Genomic DNA, 20429 nt, shown 5'->3' on the forward strand with positions numbered 1-20429 from the left:
CTTCCTCCCCCGATCTTCCCCCGCACCACCGCAACAGGCCAGCGCCGGGCCAGGGGGCCGGCTGGCCGGAGAGAGAGCCCATGAATCATTCCACCGTGCTGCCGCTGGCAGTGCTGCCGGTCGCGCTTGGCCTGCTGTTGGCCAGTGGCCATGTTGGCGCCCAGGCTGTTTCGTCCCCTCCCGCACCACTGAGCCAGGCCGAACTATCACGCCTGGTGCAGCAGCAGGCGCTGCAGATCCAGCAGTTGGAGGCGCGCCTGCGTGCCGTGGAAGGCGGGCGCGGCACTTCCGGCGCGGCGGTCGCAACGCAGGCTCCCGCGCTGGACACCCGCATTGCCGCACTGGAATCCAGCCAGGCCAAGGCGCCCAAGGTCACCTGGTCCAAGGGCGCACCGGAATTCAGCAGTGCCGATGGCAGCGTGGTGTTCCGTCCGCGCGGACGCCTGTTCGTCGACGCATCCAGCACCGATGGATCCTCAGTGAGTGACCGCAACATCTCCGGTACCGAGATCCGCTCGGTGCGGTTGGGCGCCGAAGGCCGCTACGGCATCCTCGGCTGGGCGGTGGAAGGTGACTTCGCCGACAACGCGGTGGCGTGGAAGTCGGTCTACGCCACCGTGGACCACCGCCTGTTCGGGCTGCCGGCCGACCTGACCGTGGGCAACCGCCTCAACGACCGGGGTATCGACGGCTCCAGCAGCACGTCCAACACGCCGTTCCAGGACCGCAACGTGGTCGGCACGCTGATGCTGCCGCAGCGCGGCCTGTTCGGTGTCGGCCTGACCGAGCGCGTGTACGGCAAGGACTGGCATGCCAGCCTGTCGGTGGCCGGCAACGATCTCAACAACACCGGCACCGACAACGACAGCCAGACCTGGGCCACGCGCGTGCATTGGAACCCGGTGGCCAACGAAGCGGTCACGGTGCACCTGGGGGCCTGGGCCTTCCACGAGGAGATCGCCGCAGGGGCCAGCGGCGTCGTCCGCAGTTCGGCCATCGCCGGGCACTTCAACGACCTGGTCAAGATCGCGCCGGGCACACTGCTGGGCGCCGAGCGCAGCACGGCCCATGGCGCGGAACTGGCAGGCTTCTTCGGGCCGGCCTGGGCGACCGGCGAATGGGGTACGCGCAACCTGCGCGGGGCCGACGCCAGCGGGCGCTACGATCTGGACCACCAGGCCTGGGCGATTTCGGCTGGCTGGTTCCTGGCCGGTGCAAGGCCGGCCTATTCGGGCAAGGCCGGCACCTGGGGCCGGGTCAAGGTGGCCGATCCTGTCACCCGCGGCGGCGCCGGGGCATGGGAACTGAAGGGGCGCTACGAGGATGTGGACTATGCCGAGCTGCCCAGTGGCGGTACCGGCCACGCGTGGACGCTGGGTGCGAACTGGTATCTCAACGACTTCAGCCGCGTGATGTTCGAGGCGATCCGTTGGCAGACCCGCAAGCGCAGCGGCACCGGCCAGGGCAGGGATGAAGGCACCACCTTCAATACCCGCCTGCAGGTGGCATTCTAGAAGCGCATGCCGCTCGCGCGCCGATCAGAGCAGCAGCAACGCTCCGATCAACGCCGGCGGCATCACCAGCGCGCCGACGCGCAGGAAGTCGAGCGCGCTGACATGCTCGCCCTCGCGGCGCAGCGCCACCAGCCACAGCATCGTCGCCAGCGAACCGGTGACCGACAGGTTGGGTCCCAGATCCACACCGACCAGCAATGCGGCACGGGTCTGCGCCGGCAGGTCGGCCATCTGCCCCAGCGAACCGGCGGCCAGGCCGACCGGCAGATTGTTGGCCACGTTGCTCAGCAGCGCAGCCGCGCCACCGGCCAGCCAGCTGGCCTGGCGGGGAGATGCCTGCGCCAGGGCCTGCAGGGCGTCGGCCGCGCTCTGGATGACACCGGTCTGCGCCACCGCTTCCACCAGCACGAACAGTCCCGCCACCAGCGGCAGCACGCCCCAGGACACGTGGCGCAGCAGTGGCAGCGGGCTGCGCCGCTGGCGGATCGCCACCACCGCCACAGTCAGCGTGCCCGCGCAGAACGTGGTCAGGCCCAATGGCCCGTTCAAGGCGGACGTGACCAGCAACACGGTGCCGGTGAACAGCACGCCCAGTGCGCTCAGCCGGCCGCCGTCGGTCAACGGGCGATGCGCCGGCGCGGCCACCAGCGGCTGGGCGATCTCGCGCCGGTGCACCCAGCGCAGGACCAGGTAGGTGGCACCGATCGCCGCCGCCGACGGCAGCGCGAACTGCGCCAGCCACTGCAGCAGCGGCGGCATGTGCTGGCCGTACACCACCAGGTTGGCCGGATTGGAAATGGGCAGCACGAAGCTGGCCGCATTGGCGATGAAGGCACAGACGAACAGGTAGGGCAGGGGATTGGCGCGCGCCGCCTTGCAGGCGGCGTAGACCGCCGGGGTCAGCACCACGGCCGTTGCATCGTTGGACAGGAACACCGTCACCAGCGTGCCGACCAGGAATACCAGGTCGAACAGGCGTCGCCCGGATCCGCCCGCATGCCGGACCGCGTACAACGCCACCCAATCGAACAGGCCTTCGCGCCGCGCCAGTTCGGCCAGCATCATCATGCCGACCAGGAAGAGGTAGACGTCGCGGCCTTCGGCCACCGCGCCCCATGCGGTGTGCAGCGACACCGCGCCCAGCAACGGCAAGAGGGCGGCAGCGCACAACGCCCACACATATTCGGGGATGCGGAAAGGACGGAACAGCAGGCCGATGGTGGCAACGGCGACCGCTGCCCAGATCACGAGGGGGGCTTGGGGGGCGAGCATGGAGTGGGGCTTCAGCGGCACCGGCAGCGACCCCGGCGCAGGGGGTCCTGGCGCGCGCGATCAGCGGATGGGCGGCCGCTGCAATCATCGCAGGTTCCGGGTCGCCGCATCATACCGTGCGGCGCGGCATGGCGACCGCTGCAGTCGACCGCGCTGCAGGTGGGCCGGGGCGGCGCCCAGCCCACCTTCAGCACTCAAGCGCGGCATGACTTCAGGCACTGCAGTTTGACTACACATGTAGTCAAACTGCACACACGCTCATTGGACGAGATTGCGATGCCAAGATCCTGCTGGTTGTCCTGCGCCCTGGCCCTGGTGTTCGGCATCGCCGGGCCCACCCAAGCGGCGACGCGTGCCGAAGCCCTTGCCGCGATCGAGCGCAACGCGCGCGCCGCGCATTCCGATGCGGTCCTGGTGATGCACGACCGGGAAACGCTGCTTGAGCTGAAGCCCGCCGCGGGGCAGGAATCGGTTCACCTGATGTCGGCCACCAAGTCGGTCGTCGCGCTCGCCATTGCGTTGCTGCTGGACGAAGGAAAGCTGGCTTCGATCGATACGCCGGTCAGCCAGATCTATCCCGAATGGAAGCAGGGCAGGAAGCGCGCCATTACCGTGCGCATGCTGCTGGACCATACCTCGGGCCTGCAGAACGTGGCGAACGCGGGCGAAGAGCTGGAAGGGGCCCCGGACCTGGTCAGGCTGGCACTGGCCGCCGAGCTGAGCGATGCCCCGGGTACCGTGTTCTCCTACAACAACAAGGCCACCAACCTGCTGCCCGGTATTGTCGAGCGCCTGGCAGGCGAGCCGCTGGATGCCTATGTGGACGCGCGTCTTTTCAAGCCCCTGGGCATTGCCCACTACACCTGGATGAAGGATGAGGCAGGCACCCCGCTGGGCATGGCCGGGCTGTCCCTGCGCGCGGCCGATCTTGCCGCCATCGGGCAACTGTTGCTGGAAGGAGGCGTGGCGCCGGATGGCAAACGTCTCCTGAGTGAGCAGTCGGTCGCGTTGATGACGACCGAAAGCGCCCGTGCGCCAGATGTCGGGCTGCTGTGGTGGCGGGTACCGGCCTGGGAACGCTACCAGCTCAAGCCCCGGCTACAGGATCTGCTGGTGCAAAGGAGGGTGGACGACGACGTGCAGCGCGCACTGCAGGCCAGTGCAGGGCGTGCATTCGAAAGCCGCAGCGCGCTGGTGGCCTTCCTTGCCGATCAGTTGGGCGCGGACTGGTCGCAGCGTTACGGCAGCCAGATCTCCGGGCGAGGGCTGAAGCTTGCCGATCTCTACGACATCACACGGGGGCCGGTCGTCGGCTTCGCCGCCAACGGCTACCTGGGCCAATACATGATGATCATCCCGGAACAGCGTGTCGTCGCAGTGCGCCTGATCCACCGGCGCGAGAGCCACAGCGCTCCACAGGACGACTATCCCTCCTTCTTCGCCGATGTCCTGCAGTTGGCGCGGACACTGCAATAGGCCCTGTCGTCATCATGTCCACGCGCGCTGAACATCTTCCTGGAGCGTTCTTCACTGTCGTGCCGCCTAAAGTGGGATGACATCTTGGCCGCACACCTACTGAAGCATGTTTGATTATCAGGACTGGACCTTCCACGCCAATGGCCGAACGGTAGTGGCGCGGGTAGCGCTGGACGGTGAAGGTGGCGGCACCATCAACCGCTACCAGCTGGTGCCGGGACCGGCACAGTCGGGGTTGTGCATCAAGGTCGCCTCCCAGGACGAGGCCGCGCAGAAACTGGAGGCCGAAGTGACGAAGCTGCTGGGACCGGTGTGGTAGCCACTGCGCCATGCCGGCCGGGCATCCGCATGCTGACGGCGGAATGACCGGCCCGGGCAACGGGCATCGCGCCGGATGCCCGTTGCATGAGGACGCCTACTTGGGCATCAGCACGGTGTCGACCACGTGGATGACGCCGTTGGACTGGCTGACATCTGCAACGCTGATGCCTGCCTTGCCACCCTCTGCATCGATCACCCAGAGCTTGCCATCGTGGAGCGCCACGGTGAGAGGCTCACCCTGTACGGTCTTCAGGGTGGCCTTGCCGCCGTGCTTGCGGGCATCGGCCAGAAGCTGGGCCGAACTGTAGCTGCCCGGGACGACGTGGTAGGTCAGGATCCGGGTCAACCGTGCCTTGTTTTCCGGCTTCACCAGCGTATCGACAGTGCCTGCAGGCAGTTTTTCGAAGGCCGCATTGGTGGGCGCGAAAACAGTGAAGGGCCCGGTGCCGTTGAGGGTGTCGACCAGGCCGGCTGCTTTGACCGCTGCAACGAGCGTGGTGTGATCCTTGGAATTGACGGCGTTCTCGACGATGGTCCTGGTGGGGTACATTTCTGCCCCGCCCACGATGACGGTGTTGGCGGCGAAAACTGAGGAGCCGGACGAAACGAGTACGGCGAAGCCGACTGCGGCGGCGATGCGCTGAAGAGCGTTCACGGTGCGTTCCTTTCTGGATGACCCGCAAGCGCGGGCATCTTTCCTACGGCGGGCGAGCGTGACCGGATGCAGCAACGGCCGAGTCAGCAGCTGTTTCGCGCGCTGCCGGTTTTGCTGCGCTGCATGGTGACAACGGCGAACCTCGGTGATTACTCTCCGCTGCAACGAGATGGTAGCGCTACCAGTCGGACGGGGATCCAGGGTCCGGGAGGCTGCCTTCTTTGCCGCGTGTTTGTCCTGGCAGGCTTGAAAAGCAAGTGTAAGTCGCGGCGTGCCCGAGCACCCGTGCTGTTCGGTTTGGAATGCGGGCCACGCCCGTGCGTGCCCCTGGGAGGGGGCGGTACATCCATTCGATCGTATGTCAGAGGGGACTTTCATGAGCACCTGCAGTTTCCGTGGCACCCCGGGCCCGAGGTCCGGTTCATGAGCCGCGCGTTGGCGAAGTTCCGGTCCCGGGCCATGTTCACCTTCGTGGGTGGTGCCCTGGTCATCAATCCCGCCTTTGCGCAGGACGCCGCACCGGCGACCGGGCCGCAGCCGCAGAGCCAGTCGCAACCCACCCAGCTTGATGCAGTGCAGGTCACGGGCATACGCAACAGCCTGAGCCAGGCCATGGACATCAAGCGCGACTCGGCGGGCGTGGTCGATGCGATCAGCGCCGAGGACATCGGCAAGTTCCCCGATACCAATCTTGCCGAGTCGTTGCAGCGCATCACCGGCATCTCCATCGAGCGCCGTGACGGCGAGGGCGCGCAGGTGACCGCGCGTGGCTTCGGTCCGCAGTTCAACATGGTCACGCTCAACGGTCGGCAGATGCCGGGCGCGGACGCGTTCGGTGCCTCCGGACAGGTGGCCATCGGCGGTGTCGACGGCGGCACCCGCGCCTTCAATTTCGCGCAACTGGCCGCCGAGGCCATCAATGGCATCGAGGTCTACAAGACCAGCCAGGCACAGGTGCCCAGCGGTGGCATCGGTGCGACGATCAACATCCTGACCTCGCGTCCGCTCGATCACGCCGGCATCGTGGCCAGCGCCGGGGCGAAGCTGGTGTCCGACCAGAGCCAGCCGTTCGACAATGACCTGACACCGGAGCTGTCGGGCATCTTCAGTTACAGCAATCCGGAAAAGACCTTTGGCGTCAGCCTCAGCGCGAGCCAGCAGAAGCGCAAGGGTGGCTCGGTGCAGGCCACGGAGAACTACTGGAACGTGCAGCCGTGGACAGGGTCGATGCCGGGCAACCCGACCGTGGTCAATGCTCCGGCCGTCGGCCAGCTTTACGCGCGGCCCAATGACCTGCGCTACGCGTTCTCCGAATTCGAGCGCGAACGCGTCAACGGCCAGGCCGTGCTGCAGTTCGCGCCGACGGACAGCCTGACCCTGACCGTGGATTACACCTACTCGACCAACGAGATCACCGAGAATCGCGGCGAGCAGGGCATGTGGTTGCAGAACAGCAACTACACCAACGTCGAGTTCGACACCAGTGGCGCCGTCGCGACGCCGGTATACATCCGCGAAATCGCCGGCACCAAGGATTTCGGCCTGGAACAGCAGCGCAGCATGCAGGAGTACAAGCTGGGTTCGCTGGGCTTCAACGCCGTCTGGAATGTCAGCGACCGCTTCAAGCTCAGCTTCGATGCGCACAACTCGAAGAACGAGAGCCGCCCGAATGATCCGCTGACCGGCGGTGGTTCGATCTTCATGAGCATCGCCGGCACCAACAACTGCACCCGTGGCCCGCATTGCGGTGGCTCCTGGGTGCAGGAGCTGAACTTCAACAATGGCCTGCCGGTTGGCACCCAGGTCTGGTATCCCAGCACCGCCGATGCGGTCGCCGGGACCAATGGCGTGGTCAATCCGGGCTTCCAGGAAGGCGAGGTTGGCACGCAGGTGCTGCGCGTCAACGCGCAGACCCAGATCAGCGAGATCAAGCAGGCGCGCGTCGATGGCGAATGGAACTTCGACCACGGCCGCTTCCAGTTCGGCGTGGACACCAACAAGTCCACCACCCACCGCATCCAGGCCGCCGAGGCCTACTCCACCCTGGGCGACTGGGGCGTGGCCAACGTGGACCGGGATACCGCCGCGGGCCTGATGGACCTGCTTCAACCGGTCAGCATCGTCGGCTTGTTCGACGACTACAGTGCAAACAGCTGGCCGGCCTGGCGCGGCAATGCCGGGCAGCTCGCGCAATGGGCGTCGCGCGAGTACGGCGTTGGCCTGGGTGTGAACCCGCAACGCGCGGCCGACAATTTCGTGGAAGAGAAGACCAAGGCGGCGTACTTCCAGGTAGAGCTGGACGGGGAACTGGGGGGCATGCGCACCAACACGCGCCTGGGCGTGCGCTATGAAACCACCGACGTGGTGTCGACCTCGGTCATTGCCGTTCCCGAGTCCATCGAGTGGCAGGCCAACAACGATTTCCGCATCGTGCTGTCCGATGAGCAGCAGCCCTTCACGGAAAAGGCGCGGTACAGCTACATCCTGCCCAACCTTGATTTCAGCATCGACCTCACCGAGGAACTGAAGGGCCGTGTGTCGTTCGGCAAAAGCATCGCCCGCGCGCCGTACGGCAATCTCTATGCAGGACCCGGGGCCCAGCAACCGTTCGGCTCGGTGCTGATCGATCCCTCGTCGCGCGCCAGCGGCAATTCCCAGAACCCGAGCCTGAAGCCGCTGGAATCGGACAACCTCGACCTGGGGTTGGAGTGGTACTTCGCCGATGCCAGCTATGTGTCATTGACCTACTGGAACAAGTCGGTCAGCAACTTCATCGGCAACACCGTCGTCCAGGAAAGCCTGTACGGCCTCACCGACCCGACCTCCGGGCCGGATGCGCGGGCGGCGTTGGACTTCCTGACCAGCGGCGCCTGCGTCGCCCAGGTCGGGCCGGCCAACGCAGCCGCCTGCTCGGCCAACGACACCTCGCTGTTCACCGCACTGGCGTTGCTGCGCAACAATCCTGCCGGCCTGGGCGCCTACAACGGAACCGATGCGCAGGTCCTGGCCACCGAAGCGGCCTACGATCTGTATGGGCAGGCCAACGATCCGCTATACCAGTTCAACGTCAATCGCCCGATCAACCAGAACAAGTCCAAGCTGCACGGCTGGGAGCTGGGCGGGCAGTACTTCTTCGGTGACACCGGGTTCGGCGTACTGGCCAACTACACGGTGGTGAAAGGTGATGTCGGCTACAACAACGGCGGCGATCCGGGTATCGACCAGTTCTCGCTCACCGGCCTGAGCGACACCGCCAACGCCATGCTGATGTACGAGAAGTACGGGTGGTCGGTGCGACTGGCATGGAACTGGCGCGATCAGTACCTGATCCTGGCCAACCAGGGCTCCAGCCGCAATCCGTACTATGTGGAGCCGTACGAGCAGTGGGATCTCAGCGTCAACTACGCGCTCGATGACCACTGGTCCTTCAGCCTGGAGGCGATCAACCTGACCGGTGAGGATGTGCGGTGGCGCTCGCGCACGTCGCAGATGATCGTCAAGCTGGCAGACCAGAGCCCGCGCTACATGCTGGGCGTCCGCTACAAGTTCTGAGCCTGGTTGCCGACGCGTCCGGCACGGCACCGCTGCCCGCCAGCGGTGCCGTGCCGGGATGGTATCGCCGCACCTGTCGCGCCTGCGCTACCCTGCTGTCCAGCCACCCCGCGCTGGACTGGATATCCTGATGGCCCGCTATGAAATGCTCAACAACATCGCGCATCGGGACCTGAAGGTCGCCACCGGCTTCGGGCCGCAGTTCGGCGATGCGGTGGGCATGGTGCCGGCCTATCCCAGCGAGTTCGCTGAACTGCAGCGTGAGTATCCGATCTTCCTGCGCAGGGAAACCGGGACGGAAGCGTGGCAGTCCGTGGCCCTGCTGGGTTTCGAACAACACGAGAACCTGTTCCTGCAGGACGGGCGCTGGAATGCCTCCTACCTGCCTGGCGCGGCCGCCAAAGGGCCGTTCCTGATCGGGTTCCAGGAGCACTACGTGGATGGCGTGCTCACCCAGGATGCGGTGATGCACGTGGACCTGGACCATCCGCGCGTCACCGCCGGCGCCGGTGAGCCGGTGTTCCTGCCGCAGGGCGGCAACACGCCCTACCTGGACCACATCGCCGGCGTGCTGCGCGGCATCCACGAGGGGAGTGCCTTCGCGGCCAATATGTTCACGATGCTCGACGACTGCGGGCTCATCCAGCCGGTCACGCTTGATGTGCAGCTCGCGCCGTATCACCGCGTGGGCGTGAGCGGATTGCACGGCATTGACCGCGAGCGCCTGGCGGCGCTGGACAGTTCACGCCTGGCTGCGTTGAACCGCGCCGGTTACCTGGAAGGTGCATACCTGATGCTTGCCTCGCTGCATAACATGCGCCGCCTGATCGCCGAGAAGCAGCGCCGTCTCCGCGTCCAGGACGGCACCACGCAGGCGATCAGGAACTGACCGGTGCACGCCAGCCTGCCGATGCGGATCCTGGAAGGCATCGATCCTGCCGCGTTGCCATTGGCTGACCTGGTGGACGCCGGTGAGCCGGTCGTACTGCGCGGCATCGCCAGCGGTTGGCCACTGGTCCAGGCCGGACTGGGCGGCGTGCACGACGCGATGGTGTACCTGTGCAGCGTCGATGCGGGTGCGCCCATCCAGTACTCGTTCGGCGGCCCCGAGATCGCAGGCCGCCCGTTCTACAGCGCGGACTTCACCCGGCTGAACTTCGAAGTGCGGCGGGGCCTGCTGGCCCAGGTGCTGGAAGAGATCGCCACGACGCTGCATGCGCCGCGGCCGCCAACCTATTACGTGGCCTCGCTGCCGATCGCGCGGGCCCTGCTGCCGGCATTCGCGCAGGCCAACGACGCCGGGCTGGCGAAGCAGGGCATCGACGCCACCGCCAGCATCTGGATCGGCAACCGGGTGACGGCCTCGTGCCATTTCGACACACCCGACAACCTCGCCTGCTGCGCGGTGGGGCAGCGCGAGTTCACGCTGTTCCCGCCCGCACAGATCGACAACCTCTATCCGGGTCCGCTCGATCCCACGCCGGGTGGACAGGTGGTCAGCGTGGTGGACTTCGAACACCCCGACTTCGGTCGGCATCCACGCTTCCGCGACGCGCTGGCGCATGCACGCAGGGCGGTGCTTGGGCCGGGCGATGCGATCTTCATTCCCAGCATGTGGTGGCACCATGTACGCAGCCTGGAACCGTTCAACGTGCTGGTGAACTACTGGTGGCGAAGCTCGCCGGCCTGGCTGGGGGCGCCTCTGGCGGCGCTACAGCACGCGATGTGGTCCGTGCGCGACCTGCCAGCGCGTGAGAAGCAGGCCTGGGAAGGGCTCTTCCGATACTACGTATTCGGCCCCGGCGAGCGCGCCGGGCAGCACCTGCCTGACACGGCGCGCGGGGATCTGGCACCGTTCGACGAGCAGCGCGCCCGCCGCATGCGCGCGATGCTGCTGGGCAGGCTCAACCGTTGAGAGAGGGCACCGTGTTGGATACCGAGAGCACGCCTGCAGGGCGCATCCGTAAAGTGGTCATTGCCGGTGGCGGTACAGCGGGATGGCTGGCCGGCTGCGCGCTGGCGCATCAGTTCCGTGACCAACTGCAGATCACGCTGGTCGAGTCCGAGCAGATCGGCACGGTCGGCGTCGGTGAGTCCACCGTGCCGCCGATCCGCACCTTCCATCGCTTCCTGCAGATCGACGAGCAGGAGTTCCTGCGCGCGGTGGCCGGTACCTTCAAGCTGTCGATCTCGTTCGAGAACTGGCGGCTGCCGGGGGATCGCTTCTTCCATCCGTTCGGCACCATCGGCCATGGCACCTGGGCGGCTCCCTTCCATCACTTCTGGCTGGACAGCCTGCGCCGCGGCATGCCCTCGGACCTGGGCGACTTCTGCCTGGAGAGCATCGCCTCGCGTGGCGACCGCTTCTCGCTGCACACCCAGCCGCAGGCCAGCTATGCATATCATTTCGATGCCAGCCTGTATGCGCGGTTCCTGCGCCACAGGGCCGAGGCCCACGGCCTGCGCCGGATCGAAGGCAGGATCGCCCTGGTCAGGCAGCACGCACACGACGGCTCGGTGCAGGCGCTGGTGCTGGACGACGGCCAGGTGATCGAGGGCGATCTGTTCATCGACTGCACCGGGTTCCGTGGCCTGCTGATCGAGCAGGCGCTGGGCACCGGCTACGAGGACTGGCACGAATGGCTTCCGTGCGATCGGGCCGTGGCGGTGCAGACCGAAGCGGTGGCGCCGCCGGTTCCCTATACCCGCGCGATCGCCCACGAAGCGGGGTGGCGCTGGCACATCGCGCTGCAGCACCGCGTTGGCTGCGGGCTGGTGTATGACAGCCGCCACCTGTCCGATGACGAGGCCGCAGCGAAGCTGCTGCGCGATGCCGGGGCCCCACCTTTGCGCGATCCATGGAAGGTGCCGTTCCGCAGCGGGCGCCGGCTGAAGGCCTGGAACGGGAACGTGGTGTCGCTCGGGCTGGCCAGCGGTTTCATCGAGCCACTGGAGTCGACCAGCATCCATCTGACGATCAGCGCGGTGGTGCGCCTGATCCAGTTGTTCCCGTTCGACGGCATCCGTGCGTCGCTGGTGAAGCTGTACAACGATGTCAGCCGCCAGGAAATGGAGCACGTGCGCGACTTCATCATCCTGCACTATCACGCAACGCAGCGCACCGAACCGATGTGGAAGGCGTGTCGCGAAATGCGCGTGCCCGAATCGCTGCAGCAGCGGCTGCAGGCGTGGCGCGAGCGCGCACACGCCTGGCAGGACCCCGGCGAGCTGTTCCGCGTGGAATCGTGGACCAGCGTGCTGCTCGGGCAGGGCATCGCGCCCGGTCCTGCCCACCCGCTGGCGCGGGCAGTGAGCGACGCCGATCTGCGCACCCTGTTGAAGGGCATCCAGCAGCCGGGGCAGCAGGCCGCCGCGCAGATGCCGACGCAGGCGGAGTTCATCGCGCAGTACTGCAGGTCCGGCGTTGACGTGTGGCGTTCGACGGCAGCAAACGCGTAGCAGGGTTTTGCGTTGCAGCACGCTTTTTCCGCTGCAGCTGGTTACAGTGCGGCAACACCGGTGGCGATGACGCGAGCGGTGGCAAGGAGGGGCTGAACATCACGCCCCTTTTTTGAGTCCACGGAATGTTAGCGCTACCTTTTTTGAATGGAGGCGGTTTCGATGGGTCTGGTTGCAGGGATCGATGCAGGGACGCAGAGCCTGAAGGTGCTGGTCTATGACCCGCGGAAGCAGGCGGTTGTGGCCTCGGCCAGCGCGCCGCTCGCGCTGGACAGCGGTGCCGATGGCAGCCGTGAACAGGCGCCGGCCGACTGGGTGTCGGCCCTGCGCGACTGCTTTGCCCGGATCGATCCCTCGCTGCGCGCACGCATCGTTGCGCTGGCGGTATCGGGCCAGCAGCATGGGTTCGTGCCGGTTGACGATGCTGGCGAGGTACTGGCACCGGCCAAGCTGTGGTGCGACACCAGCACCTCGGCCGAGTGCATCCAGATCATGGACGCCGTGGGCGGGTTGCAACGGACCATCGCGTTGGCGGGCAACCCGATCCTGGCCGGCTACACAGCGTCCAAGTTGCCCTGGACCCGGATCCACCGTACCGACGCCTACGCGCGGATGGCGACCATCCTGCTGCCACACGACTATCTGAACTTCGTGCTGACCGGGCAGCGGTTCTGCGAGCTTGGCGATGCGTCTGGAACCGGTTGGCTGGACGTGCGCACACGCACCTGGTCGCAGCAGCTGCTGCGCGCAACCGACCCTGATCGTGATCTTGCCGCCTGCCTGCCGCCCATCGCATCACCCGATGCGCTGTTCGATATCGCGCCTGCTGCGGCAGCCGCGCTGGGGCTGCCGACGGCGGTGAAGGTGGCCGTTGGCGGCGGCGACAACATGATGGCGGCGATCGGCACCGGCTGCGTCAAGGAAGGTCGGCTGGCGATGAGCCTGGGAACCTCCGGAACGCTGTTTGCCTACTCCGGATCGCCGGTGATCGATACCGACGGCGCCTGGGCAGCGTTCTGCTCGTCGACGGGGGGCTGGCTCCCGCTGATCTGCACCATGAACTGCACCGTGGCGACCGAACAGGTGGCCCGTGCCTTCGGCTTCAGCACTCGCGACGGCGATGCGCACCTGCGCGCGACGCCACCGGGAGCAGGCGGGCTGGTGATGCTGCCGTTCCTCAATGGCGAACGTACCCCTGACCTGCCGCTGGGCAAGGGCGTGCTGGCTGGCCTGGACACCGCCAATTTCACCCCGGCGCATGTGTACCGCGCCGCCATGGAGGGCGCGACCTACAGCCTGAAGTACGGCTACGACGCCTTTGTCCGCGCAGGCATGCAGTTCGATCGCATCGTGCTCACCGGCGGTGGCAGCAACAGCGCTGCCTGGCGTCAGCTGGTGGCTGATGTGTTCGGCCTGCCGGTGGACGTCCCGGTGCAGGCCGAAGGTGCGGCATTTGGAGCGGCGCTACAGGCGTTGTGGGCGTTCGCCAGGGCGCAGGGAGACGCCACCCCGATCAGCGACATCACCGCGCGCCACGTCACCGTCGATCCCGCGCTGTCCGCACGGCCGGATCCGGACCGCAGCGAAGCCTATGCACGGGCCTACGCACGCTTCCTCAGCCATCTTGATGCCATCACGCCGCTACAGCGCGGCTGATGGCTCCTCCACGACACCCCGTACAACGACAGGAGCACGCACCATGAGCACGCAGCCCTTCATCGGCGCCAAGGAGTACTTCCCCGGCGTCGGCCGCATTCCGTTCGAGGGCAGGGGCTCGGACAATCCGCTTGCGTTCAAGGTCTACGATGCCAACCGGGTCATCGGCGGCAAGACCATGCAGGAGCATCTGCGCTTCGCCGTGTGTTACTGGCACACCTTCTGCAATGCCGGGCACGATCCGTTCGGCCCGGGCACCCGGCAATTCCCGTGGGAGGCATCGTCACCGCTGGCCACGGCCGAGGCAAAGGTGGACGCAGCGTTCGAGTTCTTCACGAAGCTGGGCGTGCCGTACTGGTGCTTCCACGACATCGACCTGGCGCCGGATGCCGATGACATCGGCCAGTACCAGAAGAACCTCGCGCACATGGTGGGCCTGGCCAAGGCGCGCCAGGCGGCCACCGGCGTAAAGCTGCTGTGGGGCACGGCCAACCTGTTCTCGCACCCGCGCTACATGAACGGTGCATCGACGAATCCCGATTTCGCGGTAGTCGCGCGTGCAGCCGTGCAGGTCAAGGCTGCACTGGAAGCGACGGTCGAGCTGGGCGGCGAGCATTACGTGTTCTGGGGCGGACGCGAGGGCTATGCGTCGCTGGCCAATACCCAGATGAAGCGCGAGATCGAGCACTTCGCACGCTTCCTGACCATGGCCCGCGACTACGGCCGCAGCATTGGCCTGAAGGGCAACTTCCTGATCGAGCCCAAGCCGATGGAGCCGATGAAGCACCAATACGACTTCGACAGTGCCACGGTGGTGGGTTTCCTGAAGGAGCATGGGCTGGACAAGGACTTCAAGCTCAACATCGAGGCCAACCACGCCACGTTGTCCGGGCACACCTTCGAGCACGATCTGCAGGTCGCGTCCGATCACGGCCTGCTGGGCAGCATCGACGCCAACCGCGGCAACGCGCAGAACGGCTGGGACACCGACCAGTTCCCCAGCGATCTGTACGACACCGTCGGCGCGATGCTGGTCGTGCTGCGCCAGGGTGGGCTGGAGGGCGGGTTGAACTTCGATGCGAAGGTGCGCCGCGAGTCGACCGACCTGGAGGATCTGTTCATTGCCCACATTGGCGGCATGGACGCGTTCGCACGCGGCCTGGAGGTTGCCCATGCACTGCTGACCGAGTCGCCCTGGGAGCAATGGCGCAAGGAGCGCTACGCAAGTTTCGACAGCGGTGCCGGCCAGGATTTCGAGCGTGGCACGCTCAGCCTGCCGGACCTGGCGGCACTGGCCTCCCGGCTCGGCGAACCGCGCCAGGCCAGCGGCAAGCAGGAGCGTTACGAAAACCTGCTCAACCAATACCTGCTGCGCTGAGCGCGGCAGGCGAAGGGCGCAACGGTGCACTCAAGGGGACGGGGATGAACCAGGCAGCAGGCAGCGGTGAAAACACACGACTGATCGTACTGATCAGCGTGGTAGCAACGATTGGCGGTTTTCTGTTCGGCTTCGACAGCGGTGTGATCAATGGCACCCAGGATGGCCTGCACCAGGCGTTCCGGTCCGGCGAATGGATGCAGGGGTTCGAGATCGCGTCGATGCTGCTGGGCTGTGCGGTGGGCGCATTCAGTGCTGGACGGCTGGCCGACCGCCTGGGCCGTCGCAACGTGCTGATCCTTTCGGCAGTGATGTTCCTGCTGTCGGCGCTCGGTGCCGGGGCGGCGGTCTCGTCAGGCTGGTTCATTGCGGCGCGGGTGGTGGGCGGATTCGCGGTAGGCGCGGCCAGTGTGATCTCGCCGGCCTACATTGCCGAGGTCGCTCCGGCCCGCTATCGCGGCCGCCTGGCTACGGTGCAGCAGATCGCCATCATCACCGGGCTCACCGCTGCCTTCCTGTCCAACTACCTGCTGGCGGCTGCAGCGGGCGCGTCGACCGAACCGCTGTGGGGTGGGCAGGCCGCCTGGCGCTGGATGTTCTGGATGCAGGCCGCGCCATCGCTGCTGTTCCTGCTGCTGTTGCTGACCATTCCTGAGAGCCCGCGCTACCTGGTGGTGAAGCGGCGCAAGGACGATGCACTGCGGGTGCTGACCCGGCTGCTGGGCAGCGACAAGGCCCGCGCCACGCTCGAGGAGATCGATGCCTCGTTGTCCAACGACCATCATCGCCCTCGACTGCCCGACCTGAAGAGCCGGGCGACCGGGCGGATCCGCCCGATTGTCTGGGTCGGCGTCGGGCTGGCCTGCTTTCAGCAGCTGGTCGGCATCAACGTGGTGTTCTATTACGGCGCCGTGCTGTGGCAGGCGGTCGGCTTTTCCGAAAACGACGCGCTTCTGATCAACGTGCTGTCCGGCGCGCTGAGCATCGGTGCCTGCGTTGTCACGGTACTGCTGATTGACCGGATCGGCCGCAAGCCCCTGCTGTGGTTCGGCTCGGCAGGGATGTCGCTGTCGCTTGCACTGGTGGTGGTGGCCTTTGCCAGCGGTTCGCTGGCGGACGGGCACCTGCAGCTGCCCGGTCGCATGGGCACGCTGGCGCTGGTGGCGGCCAATGCCTACGTCGTGTTCTTCAATCTGTCCTGGGGGCCGGTGATGTGGGTGATGCTGGGCGAGATGTTCCCGAACCAGATCCGCGGTTCGGCACTGGCGGTCGCTGGCGCAGCGCAATGGACCTCCAACTTCGTGGTCACGGTGACGTTCCCGATGCTGCTGGCCGCGGCAGGGCTGGCAGCCACCTACGGCATCTACCTGGTGGCTGCCGTGATCTCGGTGATCTTCGTCGTCCGGCATGTGCACGAGACCAAGGGCAAGGAACTGGAGCAGATGGAAGGATGAGCGCCATGACATCGCAGGCCTTGGTAATCCGCAGCGGTGCGTTGGTCGCCGCACTGATGCTGGGATTGCTCGGCTGCCGCGGCCAGGACCGGGCTGCCGCCGCCGCAGCTACCGACAATGATCCCTGGCCGAAGGTCGCCTGGCCGCTGGCTGCGGATCCGACACTGGAGAAGCGCATCACCGACCTGATGGCCGGCATGACGGTGGAGGAAAAGGTCGGCCAGCTGGTGCAGGGCGACATCGCCAGCGTCACCCCCGACGACGTGCGCCGCTACCGCCTCGGCTCGATCCTGGCCGGAGGCAACTCCGATCCCGGCGGCCGCTATGACGCCTCGCCGGCCGAATGGCTGGCGCTGGCCGACGCGTTCTACGACGCCTCCATGGATACCTCCAAAGGCGGCAAGCCCATCCCTCTGCTGTTCGGCATCGATGCCGTGCACGGGCAGAGCAACATCATGGGTGCCACGTTGTTCCCGCACAACATCGGGCTGGGCGCCACGCGCAATCCGGAGCTGCTGCGGCAGATCGGTGGCATCACCGCGCTGGAGACCCGCGTCACCGGCATGGAGTGGACGTTCGCGCCGACCGTTGCGGTACCCCAGGATGATCGCTGGGGACGCACCTACGAAGGCTACTCCGAATCGCCGGAGGTGGTGGCCAGCTATGCCGCCGCCATGGTGGAGGGATTGCAGGGCAGGGTGGGAACACCGGAGTTCCTCGATGGCCGCCATGTAATCGCCTCGGTGAAGCACTTCCTGGGCGATGGGGGCACCACTGACGGCAAGGACCAGGGCGACACCCGTATCAGCGAGTCAGATCTGGTGCGCATCCACGCGGCCGGATACCCGCCGGCAATCGCCGCCGGCGCGCAGACCGCAATGGCGTCGTTCAACAGCGTCAACGGTGAAAAGATGCATGGGCACCGGCATTACCTCACCGATGTGCTCAAGGGCCGCATGAACTTCGGTGGCTTCGTGGTGGGTGACTGGAATGGTCATGGACAGGTCAAGGGCTGCACCACCACAGACTGCCCGGCCACCATCATCGCGGGCCTGGACATGGCGATGGCTTCGGACAGCTGGAAGGGCTTCTACGAGACGACGCTGGCTGCGGTCAAGGACGGCCGGATCACGACGCAGCGGCTGGACGATGCAGTGCGCCGGATCCTGCGGGTCAAGTTCCGCCTTGGGCTGTTCGAGGCCGGCAGGCCATCCACGCGGGCCGTCGGCGGGCAGTTCGCACTGATCGGCGCGCCGGCACATCGCGCGGTCGCCCGGCAGGCCGTGCGCGAATCGCTGGTCCTGTTGAAAAACCAGGACCACGTCCTGCCGCTGTCTCCGAAGCAGCGGATCCTCGTGGCCGGCGACGGTGCCAACGATGTCGGCAAGCAGGCGGGCGGCTGGACGCTCAACTGGCAGGGCACCGGCACCACCCGCAAGGACTTCCCCAATGCGGACACGATCTATGAGGGCATCGCGCGCCAGGCCAGCGCGGCGGGTGGTGAAGCCGTGCTTGCCGTTGACGGTCGCTATGCAGTGAGGCCCGATGTGGCGGTGGTGGTGTTTGGCGAAGACCCCTATGCCGAGTTCCAGGGAGACCGGTCGACGCTGGCCTACAAGCCCGGCAACGAAACGGACCTGGCGCTGCTCAAGCGGCTCAAGGCCGAAGGCATACCGGTTGTTGCGGTTTTCCTGAGCGGGCGGCCGCTCTGGGTGAACCGGGAAATCAATGCCGCCGATGCCTTCGTGGCTGCGTGGCTGCCGGGCTCGGAAGGCGCCGGCATTGCCGATGTACTGCTGCGCGGAAGCGATGGCCGCGTGCAGCACGATTTCAAGGGCAAGCTCAGTTTCAGCTGGCCGCGCACCGCCACCCAGTACGCCAACAACGTTGGCCAGAAGGACTACGATCCGTTGTTTGCGTTCGGCTTCGGCCTGACCTACGCCGACAACGGCGACCTGGCCGCGCTGCCGGAGGCATCGGGCGTGACCGGCAACGAGGGCGCGACCGGCGTCTACTTCGCGCGTGGTGACGCAGGCCCTGGCATGGCGCTGCGACTCGAGGATGCCGCTGGCCAGGGCCTGACCGTGACCCGCGTACCGGACGCATTGCCAGATGACCGGCTGAAGATCACCGGCGTGGATCATCTGGCGCAGGAGGATGGGCGACGCCTGGCCTGGTCGGGCAAGGGCGAGGCCGTCGCTGCACTGCAGTCGCACACGGCGCTGGACCTGCAGCGCGAATCCAACGGCGACCTGATGCTGCTGACCACGCTGCGGGTCGACGCTGCGCCGCAGGGTGAGGTGTGGCTGTCGGTCGGTTGCGGCGCGGGCTGCTCGGCACGCATCGCCATCGGGTCGTCGCTGGCGGCGCTTCCACAAGGCCAGTGGAAGCGTGCTGGCGTGCCGCTGAAGTGCCTGGCCAAGGCGGGCGCCAAACTGGACGCGATCGACCGGCCGTGGTCGGTGGTGACGGGCGATGCGATGACGATCTCCGTGTCACGCGTCGCGCTGGGTGCGCTGAACGAAGCCGAGGTCACCCTCGGATGCGGAGCATGATGCCTGCGCTACCGCCGCCGGGGCGGCGCGGCGACCGAATCGCGTGCGATCAGCCGATGCGGCATCACATGATCGCGCAGCACCGTTGCGTCCGCCGCCGGACGGCGGATGGTGCGCAGCAGGATGTCGACGGCCGCGTTGGCCATCGAGGCGATGGGCTGGTGGATCGTGGTCAGTTCCGGCCACACGGTGGTGGCGGCCGAGGTGTCATCGAAACCCACGACCGACAGGTCGCGCGGCACTTCCAGCCCGCGCCGATGCGCCACCGAGATGGCGGCGGCGCCCATGTCGTCGTTGCTGGCGAAAATCGCGGTCGGTGGCCGGCGTTGGGACAGCAGCTTCTCGGCCGCAGCCAGGCCGGACCGGTAGGTGTAGTCACCGTGCTGGACCAGGCCGGGGTCCACCGCCAGCCCGGCCTCGCGCAGGGCGGTGACGAAGCCGTCGTAGCGGAGCGCACTTGCGCTCAGGTCATCGCGCCCACGGATGAAGCCGATGCGGGTGTGTCCCTGCCGGAGCAGGTGATCGGTCATTTCCCTGCCCGCGCTGAAATCGTCGATGCGGACGCAGGACAGGGCCTCGCTCAGGCGCCCCGATGCGATGGCCACCACCGGAATGCCAGCCTTGACCAGTTCGCTTACGGCGGCCTGCGATTCGCACAGGGGCGGCGGCAGGATCACCCCGTCGACGCGTCCGGCGAGCGCGCGCGCCGCCCTGCGTTCGGATTCGGCATCCAGGTTGTCCCAGTAGTCGATGACCAGCTGGATGGCGGAACTGGAGGCGACGCGCAGCAGGCCCACCAGCAGTTCACGCAGGTAGGCGCCGCTGGGGTTGGTGTAGATCAGCGCAATGCGCGTGTGCTGTGCGGCGGCCAGCGAACTGGCGGCAAGATTGGGCGTATAGCCCAGCTCACGCACGGCGCGCAGCACGCGCTCGCGGGTGACGTCGCGCACCTTGCCCTGGTTGATCACCCGCGACACGGTCATCGGCGAAACGCCGGCAAGGGCCGCAACCTCGTCGATCGTCACGCCTGCGGTTCTGCGGCGAACCGATTTCTTCGGCTTGTCCAATGCACGATCCCTTTGTTCTTGGTGGCGCTGCCGCGCGGGTGCGAAGGACGATGATGCGCTGTCCCGGGCC

At 66.7% G+C, this 20429-nt stretch carries 14 protein-coding genes; 11 read left to right on the top strand and 3 right to left on the bottom strand.

Annotation, left to right across the window (positions count from 1 at the left end; all coding sequences use genetic code 11):
* Positions 1-80 precede the first annotated feature (80 nt).
* The gene (locus G5A07_RS00410) at positions 81-1514 is read left to right on the top strand and encodes a porin (protein WP_191862320.1); all 1434 of its coding nucleotides are present in this window, start codon (positions 81-83) and stop codon (positions 1512-1514) included.
* A 24-nt stretch (positions 1515-1538) separates the two neighbouring features.
* Here G5A07_RS00410 and G5A07_RS00415 read toward each other — a convergent pair whose 3' ends face one another.
* Positions 1539-2786 carry an arsenic transporter gene (locus G5A07_RS00415; protein ID WP_019337719.1) on the bottom strand — a complete coding sequence of 416 codons (1248 nt, stop codon included), beginning with the start codon at positions 2784-2786 and terminating at the stop codon, positions 1539-1541.
* A 294-nt stretch (positions 2787-3080) separates the two neighbouring features.
* On the opposite strand from G5A07_RS00415, the gene G5A07_RS00420 reads away from it, so the two are divergent.
* Positions 3081-4262, top strand: coding sequence for a serine hydrolase domain-containing protein (locus tag G5A07_RS00420; RefSeq protein WP_111098463.1), 1182 nt, complete (start codon positions 3081-3083; stop codon positions 4260-4262).
* Between the two features lie 106 nt (positions 4263-4368).
* The gene (locus tag G5A07_RS00425; RefSeq protein ID WP_010485683.1) at positions 4369-4581 is read left to right on the top strand and encodes a hypothetical protein; all 213 of its coding nucleotides are present in this window, start codon (positions 4369-4371) and stop codon (positions 4579-4581) included.
* Positions 4582-4677: 96 nt separating this feature from the next.
* Here the strand turns inward: G5A07_RS00425 and G5A07_RS00430 are convergent, their stop codons facing one another.
* A complete protein-coding gene (locus tag G5A07_RS00430; protein ID WP_043395883.1) occupies positions 4678-5238 on the bottom strand; it encodes a fasciclin domain-containing protein in 561 nt (186 codons plus the stop codon).
* 423 nt (positions 5239-5661) lie between these two features.
* Between G5A07_RS00430 and G5A07_RS00435 the strand changes: the two genes are divergently transcribed.
* From G5A07_RS00435 to G5A07_RS00470, 8 genes are all read left to right on the top strand, one after another.
* On the top strand, positions 5662-8790 hold the full coding sequence (locus G5A07_RS00435) for a TonB-dependent receptor (RefSeq protein WP_100445754.1): 3129 nt from the start codon (positions 5662-5664) through the stop codon (positions 8788-8790).
* A gap of 130 nt (positions 8791-8920) precedes the next feature.
* Positions 8921-9679, top strand: a complete 759-nt coding sequence (locus G5A07_RS00440; RefSeq protein WP_191862322.1) for a SapC family protein — start codon at positions 8921-8923, stop codon at positions 9677-9679.
* Positions 9680-9682: 3 nt separating this feature from the next.
* A complete protein-coding gene (locus G5A07_RS00445; protein WP_100050055.1) occupies positions 9683-10705 on the top strand; it encodes a cupin-like domain-containing protein in 1023 nt (340 codons plus the stop codon).
* Between the two features lie 11 nt (positions 10706-10716).
* A complete protein-coding gene (locus G5A07_RS00450) occupies positions 10717-12249 on the top strand; it encodes a tryptophan halogenase family protein (protein WP_191862324.1) in 1533 nt (510 codons plus the stop codon).
* A gap of 162 nt (positions 12250-12411) precedes the next feature.
* The gene (gene xylB, locus G5A07_RS00455; RefSeq protein ID WP_191862325.1) at positions 12412-13905 is read left to right on the top strand and encodes a xylulokinase; all 1494 of its coding nucleotides are present in this window, start codon (positions 12412-12414) and stop codon (positions 13903-13905) included.
* A 43-nt stretch (positions 13906-13948) separates the two neighbouring features.
* Positions 13949-15283 (top strand): xylose isomerase, encoded by a 1335-nt coding sequence (gene xylA, locus G5A07_RS00460; RefSeq protein ID WP_191862327.1) that lies wholly within the window; start codon positions 13949-13951, stop codon positions 15281-15283.
* A gap of 44 nt (positions 15284-15327) precedes the next feature.
* Positions 15328-16737: a sugar porter family MFS transporter gene (locus G5A07_RS00465; protein WP_191862329.1), complete on the top strand. Its 1410-nt coding sequence runs from the start codon at positions 15328-15330 to the stop codon at positions 16735-16737.
* Complete coding sequence (locus G5A07_RS00470; protein ID WP_191862331.1) at positions 16734-19292, top strand: exo 1,3/1,4-beta-D-glucan glucohydrolase; 2559 nt, start codon at positions 16734-16736, stop codon at positions 19290-19292. Before G5A07_RS00465 ends, G5A07_RS00470 begins: the two co-directional genes overlap by 4 nt.
* Before the next feature lie 8 nt (positions 19293-19300).
* Here the strand turns inward: G5A07_RS00470 and G5A07_RS00475 are convergent, their stop codons facing one another.
* Positions 19301-20359: a LacI family DNA-binding transcriptional regulator gene (locus G5A07_RS00475; RefSeq protein ID WP_019337710.1), complete on the bottom strand. Its 1059-nt coding sequence runs from the start codon at positions 20357-20359 to the stop codon at positions 19301-19303.
* Positions 20360-20429 lie beyond the last annotated feature (70 nt).

Source organism: Stenotrophomonas sp. AS012628 (assembly GCF_010608305.1).
Taxonomy (GTDB): domain Bacteria; phylum Pseudomonadota; class Gammaproteobacteria; order Xanthomonadales; family Xanthomonadaceae; genus Stenotrophomonas; species Stenotrophomonas geniculata.